This window comes from Thiocystis violascens DSM 198 (genome assembly GCF_000227745.2).
GTDB lineage: Bacteria > Pseudomonadota > Gammaproteobacteria > Chromatiales > Chromatiaceae > Chromatium > Chromatium violascens.
In genome coordinates this window covers 2,920,580-2,933,108 of the sequence record NC_018012.1, presented here as the reverse complement: position 1 = coordinate 2,933,108, position 12,529 = coordinate 2,920,580, and the positions used below count along the sequence as shown (strand labels likewise).

At 62.5% G+C, this 12,529-nt stretch carries 11 protein-coding genes; 5 read left to right on the top strand and 6 right to left on the bottom strand.

Translation table 11 applies throughout. The features are described from left to right. Positions 1 to 22: 22 nt before the first annotated feature. The 5 genes from THIVI_RS13010 to THIVI_RS12990 all read right to left on the bottom strand — a co-directional run bounded on the left by THIVI_RS13010 (position 23) and on the right by THIVI_RS12990 (position 6,697). On the bottom strand, positions 23 to 1,390 hold the full coding sequence (locus THIVI_RS13010) for an ABC transporter ATP-binding protein (protein WP_014779031.1): 1,368 nt from the start codon (positions 1,388 to 1,390) through the stop codon (positions 23 to 25). Beyond that, entirely contained in the window at positions 1,380 to 2,216 is an 837-nt protein-coding gene (locus tag THIVI_RS13005) for an ABC transporter permease (protein WP_014779030.1), read from the bottom strand. Before THIVI_RS13005 ends, THIVI_RS13010 begins: the two co-directional genes overlap by 11 nt. Positions 2,217 to 2,357: 141 nt before the next feature. Continuing rightward, complete coding sequence (locus THIVI_RS13000; RefSeq protein WP_041447581.1) at positions 2,358 to 3,152, bottom strand: SapC family protein; 795 nt, start codon at positions 3,150 to 3,152, stop codon at positions 2,358 to 2,360. Between the two features lie 395 nt (positions 3,153 to 3,547). Further along, positions 3,548 to 4,657 carry an IS5 family transposase gene (locus THIVI_RS12995; protein WP_041447215.1) on the bottom strand — a complete coding sequence of 370 codons (1,110 nt, stop codon included), beginning with the start codon at positions 4,655 to 4,657 and terminating at the stop codon, positions 3,548 to 3,550. A 363-nt stretch (positions 4,658 to 5,020) separates the two neighbouring features. Further along, complete coding sequence (locus THIVI_RS12990) at positions 5,021 to 6,697, bottom strand: hypothetical protein (protein WP_014779028.1); 1,677 nt, start codon at positions 6,695 to 6,697, stop codon at positions 5,021 to 5,023. A gap of 440 nt (positions 6,698 to 7,137) precedes the next feature. On the opposite strand from THIVI_RS12990, the gene THIVI_RS12980 reads away from it, so the two are divergent. Continuing rightward, a complete protein-coding gene (locus THIVI_RS12980; protein ID WP_245537268.1) occupies positions 7,138 to 8,382 on the top strand; it encodes an HDOD domain-containing protein in 1,245 nt (414 codons plus the stop codon). Between the two features lie 107 nt (positions 8,383 to 8,489). On the opposite strand, the gene THIVI_RS12975 is transcribed toward THIVI_RS12980, so the two are convergent. Next, complete coding sequence (locus THIVI_RS12975; protein ID WP_014779026.1) at positions 8,490 to 8,792, bottom strand: PilZ domain-containing protein; 303 nt, start codon at positions 8,790 to 8,792, stop codon at positions 8,490 to 8,492. 375 nt (positions 8,793 to 9,167) lie between these two features. Between THIVI_RS12975 and THIVI_RS12970 the strand changes: the two genes are divergently transcribed. Genes THIVI_RS12970 through radA form a run of 4 tightly spaced genes read left to right on the top strand, consistent with a single transcriptional unit; the run spans position 9,168 to position 12,476 of the window. Further along, a complete protein-coding gene (locus THIVI_RS12970) occupies positions 9,168 to 9,887 on the top strand; it encodes a vWA domain-containing protein (RefSeq protein WP_014779025.1) in 720 nt (239 codons plus the stop codon). Positions 9,888 to 9,894: 7 nt separating this feature from the next. Further along, the gene (locus tag THIVI_RS12965) at positions 9,895 to 10,644 is read left to right on the top strand and encodes a J domain-containing protein (RefSeq protein ID WP_014779024.1); all 750 of its coding nucleotides are present in this window, start codon (positions 9,895 to 9,897) and stop codon (positions 10,642 to 10,644) included. 7 nt (positions 10,645 to 10,651) lie between these two features. Beyond that, positions 10,652 to 11,122, top strand: a complete 471-nt coding sequence (locus tag THIVI_RS12960) for an SRPBCC family protein (protein WP_014779023.1) — start codon at positions 10,652 to 10,654, stop codon at positions 11,120 to 11,122. Then, a complete protein-coding gene (radA, locus tag THIVI_RS12955) occupies positions 11,112 to 12,476 on the top strand; it encodes a DNA repair protein RadA (RefSeq protein ID WP_014779022.1) in 1,365 nt (454 codons plus the stop codon). Before THIVI_RS12960 ends, radA begins: the two co-directional genes overlap by 11 nt. Positions 12,477 to 12,529 lie beyond the last annotated feature (53 nt).

The window sequence follows — 12,529 nt, the reverse complement described above, 5'->3', positions numbered from 1 at the left end:
AAAATAACGGAAACAGCTTCGCCTAAGACGCTGACGGACGATCCCGGCCAATCCGCTCAAGCGCGATCGAGGTCATCGGGATACCGACCAACCCCGTCGTCACGCTGCTCGTATGGGCGCGAAACAAGAGTGCGTCGTGTGCCCAGCAATGATGGACATGCTCCGCCTGAGTGCCCTCGGCCACCCCGATATCGACCGAATATTCGCCTGGGGGCAGAATCGGCAGATTGAAGCCGAAGCGTGCCTCGAAACGCTCCCCGGCGCCAACCGCCAGCGGGTTCTCCGTTCGGGTCAGGAAGGTATTGTCGCCGAACAGCAGTTGGCCCAGGCGATCCTTGACGAAGAAGCCGACGATCACGCGCGCCATGTCGATCAGTGCCTCGACCTGGATCGCCAACTGCACGGCGTGGCCGCCCACCGCCCAGGAGAGCGGGGCGCCCCGCGCGTCCTGCAACTCCACGTCCAGCACCCGCGCCCCGCCCGACCCATGCGACGCGGCATCCGGCTGGAAGCTGAAAATCTCGATATCGTTGCGAAAGCGGCTCTGATCGAGAGTGGCCAGCCGCTGATCCACGACCGGCAGGCGGGGCGGTTCCGCCACGTTTGGCTCGGGGGTTGGTGCCGTGATGCTGCTGACCCCGAGTTCCCGCCGCTGCTGATCGGAAATGTCGGCGAGATAGGCCTCGCAGACGGCCTTGGCCGGGCCTTCCAGGCGCAGCGCGCCGCGCTCCAGCCAGATCGCCCGGTCGCAGAGATTGAGCACCGCGCTGGTATCGTGACTGACGAACAGCAGGGTGCCGGTCTCCCGAAACTGTCTCAGGAAGCGCATGCATTTCTGGGTGAAGAACCCGTCGCCGACCGCCAGCGCCTCGTCCACGATGAGGATGTCCGCATCCACATGGGCGATCACGGCGAAGGCCAGACGCACGAACATCCCGCTGGAATAGGTCTTGACCGGCTGATCGACGAATTCGCCGATGTCCGCGAAGGCCAGGATCGAGGGGATGCGCGCATCGATTTCGGCCGGGGTCAGGCCCAGCAGCGCGGCATTCATGCGCGCGTTCTCGCGGCCCGTGAATTCGGGATTGAAGCCGGCGCCCAGTTCCAGCAGGGCGGCGACACGCCCAGTGATCGCAATCTCGCCTGCGGTTGGCGTCAGGGTTGCGCAAATCATCTGCAGGAGCGTGGACTTGCCCGACCCGTTGCGTCCGATGATCCCCACTGTCTCGCCACGCGCAACCTGGAAGGACACGTCGTGCATCGCCCAGAATTCATGGAAGAATTGCCGCCGCCCGCGCCACAGCGACTGCTTGAGCCGATCCTGCGGACGGTCGTAGATTTGGTAGCACTTGCTCAGACGATCGACCCGGATCGCCAGTTCAGAGGACATCGGCGAACCCCCGGCGCGACTTCTCGAACCAAGCGAAACCAAGCATCGCGACCAGCAGCGAAAGCCCTAGGGCGAACGCCAGTTGCCACCAGTTCGGCGGCGTTCCGGCAATCATGACGAAGCGCGTCTGCTCGATGAAAAAGGTCAGCGGATTGAGATAGAGGAGCGCGCGAAACGACTCGGGCAAGGCAGTGGCCGGATAGAAGACCGGACTCAGGAACAGCAGGATGGTGGTGACCGAACCCATGATTTGGGAGATATCGCGCAGAAAAACCCCGAGCGAGGCGAGCAACCAGGACAACCCCAGGGTCAGCAGCAGCAGCGGTAGCCAGACCAGCACCACCAGCGGGGCGGTCAGCGGCACATAGCCGTTGGAAAGCAGAAAGAACGCCATTAACACCACAAGTCCAATCAGTGCATGAAACAGGGCCGAGCCCAGACTCACCCAGCACAGCAGTTCCAGCGGGAACACCACGCGCTTGACATAGTTGACGTTCTGTAGCACCAGCACGGGTGCCCGATTCAGGCACTCGGCCAACAGACCATGCACGATCATGCCCGCGAACAGGTTGATCGCGAAAAATACGCGACTGTCGTCCGTCCCGCCCCAGCGCGCCTTGAACACCACGCTGAAGACAAAGGTGTAGATGGCCAGCATCAACATCGGGGTGATCAGCGACCAGAGCAGTCCCATGGCCGAGCCACGGTAGCGCCCCATGATGTCGCGTCGCACCAGATCGCTCAAGAGCGTGCGCTGACGCCAGGCGGAGCCAAGAAAATCGAATGGTCGGATCGGTCGGTGCGGTCCGGTCGCGGGGTTCGCCATGAACAGTCATCCCGTTGCCCGGCTCGCGGCAAAACACCCCTTTGTCTGACGGAGTCTCTCGCCGAGCGACGGAGCAGAAATTAGCAACAGGCGGCATTATGAGCCAAGAGCCCGATACGGCGCCAGACAGGCGATCCGTCGTTACCAATCGAAACGCAACGAATCTTCCTCGCCAAACGAAAGTCCCAGATCCTGTAGGCTGGGCGCGCGCGGTTGCTGCGGCGGCGGGCGCATCCGCGCCTGGGCGGCGCCGGCCTGCTCGAACAGGGCGAGCTGGTTCATGGAAAAGAGTTGCGCGTAGACGAGCGCCAGCGCGCCGGAGCGGCGCAGGGCGAGCCAGGCAGCGTCGTCGAGTGCGTTTAGCGCGGCTTCGTCGACCCGGTGGATGCCTTCGACCGGCACGGCGGCCCCATCCCGATTGACCGTGATCGGCCAGGGCTGAATCAGGCTCGCCGCCTGGAGCGCGTCGACCATTGTCTGGGTGACCGCGCGGTCATGCTCGACCCGCGCCAGGAAGTTCAGCACCTCCTTGACGGTCTTCGCGGGCTGTCCATCCGCGTCGAAGAAGGGTTCGCCCGCGCCCGCCGCGACGATCAGACCGCTCGCCTCGTCGATGCAGAGCACCGACTCGGGAGCGCCCTCGGGACGCGCCAGCGCGAAGGGATAACCGCGCAGCGCGGCCGGCACATAGCCCGCGAGCCAGCGCCCGTCGGGCGCGACGAACAGATTGCTGTCCGGCTGGAGCGAGGTGAGCGCCGCCAGTTGAAAGCGCTCCGCGCGCGGGATGAACCCCATCGGCAGCGCCGGCACCAGCTTCGCCAGTTCCGTCGCCAGGGCGGGGATGAGGTTCATGCGCGACGCAAAGGCGTAGTTGGCATAGCGCTGCCAGTTGCGGTCGGCGAAGGCGGTTGAGGTGATCGCGGTGAGTTGGGTCATATTGACGATGAAGCGTTGTAAGTGGAGTGGGGCGCGCCGCGCTGTGAGCGCCGCTGGGGGCGCCAATGTGGCGTCGGATTTGGCCGTGCCGAGAGCGAAAGGTGTGCTGTTCCAAATTGGCGACGTATCGGCGCCATTCGCCAAGGCATGCTCGGCGTCACGCGGCTCACGCATCGAGACGAAGGCGTCGGCGAATACGCCTTTTAAGCAGAATGTGCGGTGAGGCGAGAGGTTTGTTCGGCGAATTTTAGCATTGCTCTGAGCGCAGCCCTAGGCGGCTTGCTTTGCAAGTTGCAACAACCTTGCTTGCACCGATTCCAGTATTGAGTCTCGTAAAAAAAGACTCGCCCCGATGAGGTCATTGTTTGCGTTGCGTTCAGAGGGTGTAGACAAAATCAAACCGTTGTGGTCAACCGCCGCAGCAGGATGCGCGCCTCCGCCAGCCAAACCCAGGTTTCGGAGACCGCTGGCAGACGGTCATGATGCATGATCAATCGACGGGCACGCTCATTCCACGCATGGGTGCGCTCGACAACCCAGCGCTTCGGCAGCGGAACGAAGCCGTCGGCGTTGGCGATCACCACTCGGTCAGGCGCCCCGTCCACGTGCCAGGAGCCAACGCTTTTGTTGGCTGGATGGCGCACGACTTCCACGCGGATCGCGTGGGTCTGCTCGGTGGTTTGGGCAAATTGACCGGCGTAGGCGCTATCGACAAACAGCGTGTTGATCTGGGGGTACTTGGCGGCCGCGTCAGCGACGGCGCCCGAGGCGGCATCGCGGTCCTGAAGATTGGCCGCGACCACGCTCACCGCCAACACGAACCCCAAGGTATCGACCACCAGGCTGCGCTTGCGCCCCTTGACCTGCTTGCCCGCATCAAAGCCGCTCGGTCCACCCTGCGGCGAGCCGCGGGTCGATTGCGCATCCAGCACCGCCGCCGTCGGCGCGATCTCACGCCCCTCGCGTTCGCGCCATTGCCCCCGCAGTCGATCATGCATCTGCTCAAACTTCCCAGCCGCACTCCAACGGCGAAACGTCTTGTAGACATTCTGCCAAGGCGCGAAATCGTGCGGCAGCATCCGCCACGCGCACCCCGTGCGCACCACGTAGCAACACGCCTCCAGGATGCTCCGGCGCGACACGCGGGGCGGTTGACCCCGCCCGCCCGGCATCTCAAAGAGAGCGGCGACCAAGTCCCACTCCGCATCGGTCAGACAACTTGGGTAGCTTTGGTCGGGGTCGTGGCGACGATGCGCATCCGTATACCCATACCGACGCGGCGTTGCGCGCGCTTGCGCCTCGAGACCACTCTCGCCCCGGAGGCGCGTGACGCCCGCCTCCCGCAAGGACTTGCGAATCGTTGCTTCATGAGCCTCGATTCCCGTCCGTGCCGCGAGTTCCCGGGCAATCTCTGACAGCGTGGAGGTCGGGCGATCCGTGACAATTTGACGCAATACCGCTTGCTCCGCCTCGTGAATCTTGGGGGGACGACCAGCTTTCGACATCAGCGCACACCAGCTCAGTTGTAGACTGGTATACAAATAGCAGCTCAATTATTTTTGTCTACACCCTCTCAGCGGTGATATTTTGGCTAATCTCGACGCTGTTGACTTCCTGTTCATCGGATAGTCTTAAATGCAAAATATCTTCTTTTTCAAAATACGCGAGCTGTGGATTATTCATTTGCATGACGAGCGACTTTGGGGAAAGCCTAATTTTCCGTCCGTCGCGGCACTGCCATGTCAGGTAAGCCGTTCATGGTTCGAGTGCCTCACCACGAACGGCTTACCTGACATGGCAGTGTTCCGTTGCGGGGTGAGCGGTTGCGCCAACAGGCTGTCGGCGCTCCCGGGAGACTTGACGCAATCTCACTTGTAGGGGTTGGACCGGTTCAGGAAGTCCTGATAGGCATCTGTGTCGATGGTGTTCGGCGGCAGTTGGGTGCTGAACCAAGTGAAGTTGTACTGCGAGGTGATGGCGCCCGCAGGAATCTCGACGACGCCGCCAAAGGCCGTGCAGACGCAGCCGATGGAACATGTGGCCTCGGCACCGCCGCCGCTGCCGTCGGGACAAAGTGGATATTGAGTGGTCTCGACGGGGACCGGTGCCCCGGGGTTGGGGATGGTAATTTCGCATTCGGCTAAATTGAACGGACATTGACATTGGATCGGGTCGGAACCTGAGGTGATGCAGCCGATGGGAGCCCCGGCTGCATCCGTTTGGGTACAGTCACAGGAGACGAGACAGGTCTGCGTGCCGCTTCCGGACGATCCGGGGCAACTCGGGTATTGATTCGTTATCGTGACGATCGGCTGTCCTGGATTCAGGATGTCGTTGTCGCAGGAGTAGTCGCCGCCGTCGCAGCCGCAAGCCTGCGGGTCGGGACCGGGCGCGCCGTCGTTGTTGGTATCTGTCTGGTAACCGACACAGGGCGCCGAGAACAACCGCTTGTGGTCGACCCGCATGAAATATAGCCCAGGATTTCTCAGTCCAAACCGGTAACTGGCCGGTCCCTCGTCGCCGGTATCCGTGTTGAGGGCGAGCAGCGGCAAGAGTTCTTCGCGCGGTACGCCACTCTCCAATTGAGTTGCGGTGGCTTGATCGTAGACCTCCACGAACCAGCTTCCGGGGCCGCAGACTTCCTTGGCGCAGAAGGTCAGGGTCACCATTTCATTGCCCGGCGAATTGAAGACATACCAGTCATCCTCGCCTTGCCCCCAAACGAAATCGCTGCCTTCCGGCACGACGCCGTTGAACATCAAGTTAATCAAGCCATACATGCTGACGCTCGGCGCCAATGGATTCGCCTTGCTGGGAAGATCGTTCGGTTCGATCTCCGCGTCGACGAAGCCAATGATGGGCTGCGTACCGTCGAGGCCGCTATCCTGCAGCGCGACCGCGATGGAGTAGGGCGCGAAATTCTCGGTGCCAGGCGTGGGCTGAACCATGACGTAATAGGTACCGATCAGGCCCAGGGTCACGCGATAGGTAGTGGCCTCGTCGTCGGCGGTCGCGGGCACTTCGCCGGGGATGGCGGTATCGAAGGTGGCGAAGACACTGCCGGCGGCATCGCGGATGGTGATTTGCCAACCGCCAAGATTCCCGCCCGGCACCTTGAAGGTCAGCAGCAGATTCTGGTTGGCCGCGGTGGTTTCGGTATAAAACCAATCCTGGTCGTTAGCGGATGAATTCTGGCCCCAGAAATGCGCGCCCAGTGACAGTGGGTCGGCGGCGATCATGTTGTCGTTGGGTTCGGTTTCGCCATAGACCGGATCGGGGATGCAGGAGGCGAGGGTGACGCCGCAGCTTTGCGGATCCGCGACGCACTGGGCGAGCTGCTGCGAGGTGCCCGCGCCGAAACCGTGGCTGACGCCCAGGTTATAGCCATCCTGCTGTCCCGCGACAAAACCCGCGGCAAAACTGGCCTGCTGACTCGCCAGGCAGGGGTCTGTTTGCCCAGGATAATCGCCAAGCGTGGCGGCATGCGTCACCGCGAAGGACATCAGCAAAATCAGGCCAAGCGTGGCATGGGCGAGAGTCTTCATGGTTCGTTCCTGTTCGGCGGACGGGCGAGCCGCGCTCATGGAATCCATTGCTGGTTTCAGGGGCAAGGCTGACAACACAGCCGAAGTGTAGCCGAACGGCCATTTCGATCAAGCGCATTACCGCGCACTTCGCGCTGATCGGTCGGCACGCCCGTTGCCCGCGCCAGCCCATCTTGAACAGGCGCCATTTGAGATGGAAGCGAGTGCGTGTCAAGCCGTCATTCTTTCCGTGTGCGTTCTTCCGATTGTGCCGCGATGCCGGACTGGGGTTTCAGCCCGGCTAGGATTCGACGAAACCGCATTTGGCATGACGTGTGTCGTTTAGAATGATCGACTGTGCGGGCACGTCCGAGACGACGCGATTTGGGCGATTTCCGGGAAAGACTTGGCCGATGTTCTGTTTTTCCTGAGCCCTGAGCGGTGCCGAAGGGTCGAATGGGATGAACGGGACATCGCGCTCCGAGGCCGACATTGCAGCCGTTCATGGTTCGACAAGCTCACCACGAACGGCTGCAATGTCGCCCACGAACGGCTGCCATCTGGGTGTGAGATTTCCCGGAAATCGCCTTGACGCAGCATCTCGAAGACGAATCGACGGCCAAACCGAAGGCTCAACGGGCGTCATTCCCACGGAAGACATGGGCAAACGCATGATAAAACTCTACGAATTCTATAAAAAATTGGTCAGACGTCTGATTGGCGACAAAACAGGCCAACCGCTCGCGCCGACCGAGGCCGTCGAGGCCGAGGTCGAGCCGGTTGCGCCAGAAGACGGCGAACGCCCCGCCGAACGTCCGTGGGAGGCGAGCGATGTCGACCGCTGCTTCCATCAATGGCTGGTCGATCTCGATGCCTTCGTCGAGCAGCCGTTGAGCGGATCCGAGGCGCGCGCGCTCGACACCCTGGACCAGATGGTCACGGGGAAAACCTCCAGCACGCACCTGGTGCCGAGATTGCCAACGGTGATTCCACAGCTCATGCGCGATCTGAAAGACGAAAAGATGACAGGCGCGCAGTTGGCCCGGCAAATTTCAAGAGACCCGGCGCTGGTCGGCGAAGTGATTCGGCTGGCGAATAGCCCGTATTATCGAAGAAGTCAGAAAATCGCCAATATCGAGCAGGCGGTAGTGCTGATCGGTCAAGACGGGCTGCGTCAGTTGATCTCCAGGGTGGTGTTCTACCCGATCCTGAATCTGCGGTCAGGGCCGCTGACCAGGCTTGCGGGCGCGCGTATCTGGAGTCAGTCGGAGAAGTGCGCGATCGTCTGTCGTTGTCTTGCCAATCGCAATCAGGCGGATGCGTTTGCCGCCTATCTTGCCGGTCTGGTCTCTAAGGTTGGCATGATTGTGGGATTGCACCTGATGGATCAGTTGCTGAACACGAAACAGGAGGGTATTCCCCGTTCCGAGGAGTTTTATCGGGTCTTCCTCGATCTGGCGTCCCGCTTTTCTCATCGAATCGTGGAAGACTGGGGATTTCCGGAGAGCGTGGTTCTGGCGATCGGCGAGCAGGCGGAGCGCTGCGTCGAGGAGTCGTTCTCTCCGCTGGGCAGGATCCTGTACCTGAGCGATCAATACAGTAAGATCGGCGTGCTGGAAGAACATTGCCGCCTGCCGGGCGATGTCGGTCTGGCGGCGGTCCCAAGCGATCCGTGTTATGTCGAAGTATCCTTATCGAACACCTGATCCGACGTCGATCGACACCGCATGGCGTTCACCGGCGAACGCGGCCGCTCCCGAGCGGCTGTCGAATCGCGAACAAACATGCCGCCGGAGGCATCGAGCCATCCATTCTACAATTCGCTGGAATCGCTAAATTTGACACCCAGTCGGCAGTGACCATTGGTGGGATGCGGATCGATCCACATCACCGACGCCAGAAACGAGGTCAGGTGTCCCCATCCGAGTTCCTTGCACTCGAAGTCCAGTAAAACTTGCGAATGCACGGGATATGGCCGGTCTGCAAGAATTTGCATGCCGCCCGCGCTAATATCCTGTACCTGGCCTTCCTGGATCAGCGATGTGTCGGCGAGCGGCTGTAGTTTGACCTCGCAACGTACTGGTACGCGGAGGTCGCTGCGGCGGTTGAAGTTCATGGGAAAAGGCCATTAACGACTCTGAGGTATCGAGATAGTAATCATAAAAATGGGTCGATGTCAGCTCATACTACGAAAATCGTTATTTTTAGCGAACCCTTCCACGAGCGGCGCTCCAGGCCGGTTTGTCTCCGTCGCTCGACCAGCGGACGGGGAACAAGCCATGTCTCAGCCATCGGGCGAATTCATGAATTGACGGAGACGTTTATGCGCGGCCAACCGACCCAGCCAACGACGATTCGCGCGAGCAAAGCCAACTCGGGCGTCAGCGGGAAACCTCCAGCGGTGGACATTGCCTATCTTCCATAGACCGTCGCCGACACGCTGACGTGAGCGACGAAGAGCGTCCCCAACGCAGCATATGAGCGACAGGCCATGAGCGAGCGACGAAAAGACCTGGACACTCCAGCCACGGCTGGCGCGGTGAGCGACTTTCTTCGCCAGGTCGCCGCCACGCCGCGCGCCGCTCCGGGCGGTGCGCGCGGGCGTCTGATCTTCGCGCTCGACGCCACGGCCAGCCGCGAGCCGACCTGGGATCAGGCGACGCACATCCAGTCGAATATGTTCCTGGAGACCCGGGATCTCGGCGGACTGGAGATTCAGCTCTGTTTCTATCGCGGTTTCCAGGAGTTCGAGTCATCCGACTGGTACCGGGATTCCGATGCCCTGCTGAAACGCATGAACCGGGTTTTCTGCGCGGCCGGGCTGACTCAGATCGCGCGGGTGCTCGAACACGCCATCGACGAGGCCACGAAGGGTAAGGTGAACGCACTGGTGTTCGTCGGCGATTGCATGGAAGAGAACCGGGAGCGGCTGGCCGATCTGGCCGGACAACTCGGGTTGCTCGGGGTGCCGGTCTTCGTCTTCCAGGAGGGGCGCGATCCGACGGCGGAACCCTGTCTGCGCGACATCGCCCGCTTGAGCGGCGGTGCTTGGTGTCCGTTCGACGCCAACAGCCCGCACCTGCTGCGCGGTCTGCTGAGCGCGGTGGCCGTTTATGCCGCCGGCGGGCGCAAGGCGCTCGAACGCTACGGAAAAACGCGAGGCGGCGCGATCCTGAAGCTGACTCATCAAATTGCTCGTAAAGGAGATTGAGAACCGCATGGGCCGTTTACTGATTCTGATCGGCATCGTCCTTGCCGTGCTCTGGTTTCTCCACTGGTTTCGCGTGACGCCGCCGGAACAGGTCAGCCGGGTTCTGCGCAAGGTCGCGCTCTGGGGCGTCATCGGGCTGGTGCTGCTGGCAGTGCTGACCGGACGTCTGAATCCGCTGTTCGCCGCCCTGGGCGCCTTGATTCCGGTCGTCCTGCGCGTCGCGCATCTGTTGCGTCTGGCGCCGGCGCTCCAGCAACTCATCCGCGCGCTGGGTCTCGGCGGACTCGCCGGGGCCGCGCACGCCGGTCAACAGGCATCGGCGATTCGCACCCGCTATCTGTCGATGCGTCTGGATCATGCCACCGGAGCGCTCGATGGCAGCGTGCTCGACGGCCCCTTCAAGGGTCGTCAACTGGGTGAACTCGACCTCGACGATCTGCTGCGAATGCTGGAACTGTATCGCGACAGCGACGCGCAATCCGCCGCCGTGCTGGAGTCCTATCTGGACCGCGAGCATGGCGACGACTGGCGCGACCGGGTCGAGGGCCAGTCCGGGGTCGGGAAGGCGCCGCCGAGCAGTGGCCGGTTGAGCGACGCCGAGGCCCGCTCGATCCTGGGGGTCGACGCGAACGCGAACGCCGAGGCCATTCGCGCCGCGCACCGTCGGTTGATGCAACGTCTGCATCCGGATCGTGGCGGCTCCGACTATCTGGCCGCCCAGATCAACGCCGCGAAACGAACATTGCTTGGGGAGTGAACGACGCATGATCAAGACGGAATCGGAGGCGCTGATCGAGTGCCCGAGGGAGGAGGTATTCAGGTTCGTGGCCGAGGATTTCGTCCTGAACTATCCACGCTGGTCGCCCGAGGTGCGCGCCCTGGAGGCGGTAACCGATGGCCCCTTTCAAGTTGACTGGATCGGTCGGCAGGTGCGCTTCGACCATGGTCGATGGAGCGACAGCCAGTTTTGCGTGACGGTCTTCGAGCCAAGTCGCCAACTGACCCTGGATGGGATCACCGACACCTATCGGATCGACTACCGGTTCGAGCCTGTCGAGACCTGTACTCGGGTTTTCTTCGCTCTGGAGCTTGAGATCGCGCCCACCCTGCGCCTCTTTGCAAACAGTGTGCGAAAGGCCGTCCAGAACACCGGGAACCGGACGATGAGCAACCTGAAATGGCTCATCGAGGAGGAATTTGCCCCGCGCGCCCGCGGAATCTCCGATGGCCGTTAGCAAGCCCCGCACCGCCTATGTCTGCAACGCCTGTGGCGCGCGTCATCCCAAATGGTCTGGCCAGTGCTCCGACTGCGGGGCCTGGAACAGCCTGGCCGAAGTGGCTGAACTCCGCAAACCCGTGGTGCGCGGCGGCTATACCGGCGCGGCGGACGCGGCCCGCATCGAGACGCTGGCGGATGTCAGCCCCGAGGAGCGTTCGCGTATCCAGAGCGGCATCGGCGAGTTGGATCGGGTGCTTGGCGGCGGTCTGGTGTTCGGCTCGGTGGTTCTGATCGGCGGCGATCCCGGCATCGGTAAATCGACCCTGCTGCTGCAAGCCAGCGCCGCGCTCGCGACCGCGCTGCCGGTGCTCTATGTCAGCGGCGAGGAATCGCCCCAGCAGATCGGTCTGCGCGCGCGCCGTCTCGGTCTGGCCGGCGACGGTATCCGGCTGCTCGCCGAGACCTGCGTGGAACGTATCCTGGAGCATGCCGCCGCGGAGCGTCCGCGCATCATGGTGGTGGATTCGATCCAGACCCTCTTTACCGAAACCCTGCAGTCGGCGCCGGGCTCGGTCTCCCAGGTGCGTGACGCGGCGGCGCAACTGGTGCGCTTCGCCAAGCAGCAGGACACGGTGGTCTTTCTCGTCGGCCACGTCACCAAGGACGGCTCGCTCGCCGGTCCGCGCGTGCTGGAGCACATGGTCGACACCGTGCTCTATTTCGAGGGCGAGCATGGCGGCCCCTTCCGCATCGTGCGCTCGATCAAGAACCGCTTCGGCGCCGTCAACGAATTGGGCGTCTTCGCCATGGGCGATCACGGACTGCGCGAGGTCAAGAACCCCTCGGCCATCTTTCTCTCGCGCCACGATCAGCCCGTCTCCGGCAGTCTGGTGATGGTGACTCGCGAGGGCACTCGCCCGTTGCTGGTCGAGGTTCAGGCGCTGGTCGACGAAAGCCCGCTGGCCAATCCGCGCCGGGTCGCGCTGGGGCTGGATCAGAACCGTCTGTCGATGTTGCTCGCTGTGCTGCACCGTCACGGCGGGGTAGGGCTGTTCAATCAGGATGTCTATGTCAACGTGGTGGGCGGCGTGCGCATCGCCGAGACCGCCGCCGACCTACCGGTCATCATGGCGGTGCTGTCAAGTTACCGCGACCGCCCGCTGCCGCTGGACCTGGCGGCGTTCGGCGAGGTCGGGCTGTCGGGCGAAATCCGCCCCGTGCCGAATGGCCCGGATCGTCTGCGCGAGGCGGTCAAGCACGGCATCCGACGCGCCATCGTGCCCAAGGGCAACGCGCCCAAGGAGGGCGTGGAAGGGTTGGAGATCGTGGCGGTGCGGACGCTGGGCGAGGCACTGGAGGCGGGAGCATGACGGTTGAGCGAGATCGAAATGCACCGCCAATAATTTGATTTCCATAAAAATTC

Excerpts from the sequence above, each read along its gene's own strand:
- radA (WP_014779022.1), top strand. The coding sequence starts at position 11,112 with ATGGCCGTTAGCAAGCCCCGCACCGCCTATGTCTGCAACGCCTGTGGC.
- THIVI_RS12965 (WP_014779024.1), top strand. The coding sequence starts at position 9,895 with ATGGGCCGTTTACTGATTCTGATCGGCATCGTCCTTGCCGTGCTCTGG.
- THIVI_RS12960 (WP_014779023.1), top strand. The coding sequence starts at position 10,652 with ATGATCAAGACGGAATCGGAGGCGCTGATCGAGTGCCCGAGGGAGGAG.
- THIVI_RS12970 (WP_014779025.1), top strand. The coding sequence starts at position 9,168 with ATGAGCGAGCGACGAAAAGACCTGGACACTCCAGCCACGGCTGGCGCG.
- THIVI_RS12975 (WP_014779026.1), bottom strand. The coding sequence starts at position 8,792 with ATGAACTTCAACCGCCGCAGCGACCTCCGCGTACCAGTACGTTGCGAG.
- THIVI_RS13010 (WP_014779031.1), bottom strand. The coding sequence starts at position 1,390 with ATGTCCTCTGAACTGGCGATCCGGGTCGATCGTCTGAGCAAGTGCTAC.
- THIVI_RS12980 (WP_245537268.1), top strand. The coding sequence starts at position 7,138 with ATGAACGGGACATCGCGCTCCGAGGCCGACATTGCAGCCGTTCATGGT.
- THIVI_RS13005 (WP_014779030.1), bottom strand. The coding sequence starts at position 2,216 with ATGGCGAACCCCGCGACCGGACCGCACCGACCGATCCGACCATTCGAT.
- THIVI_RS13000 (WP_041447581.1), bottom strand. The coding sequence starts at position 3,152 with ATGACCCAACTCACCGCGATCACCTCAACCGCCTTCGCCGACCGCAAC.
- THIVI_RS12990 (WP_014779028.1), bottom strand. The coding sequence starts at position 6,697 with ATGAAGACTCTCGCCCATGCCACGCTTGGCCTGATTTTGCTGATGTCC.
- THIVI_RS12995 (WP_041447215.1), bottom strand. The coding sequence starts at position 4,657 with ATGTCGAAAGCTGGTCGTCCCCCCAAGATTCACGAGGCGGAGCAAGCG.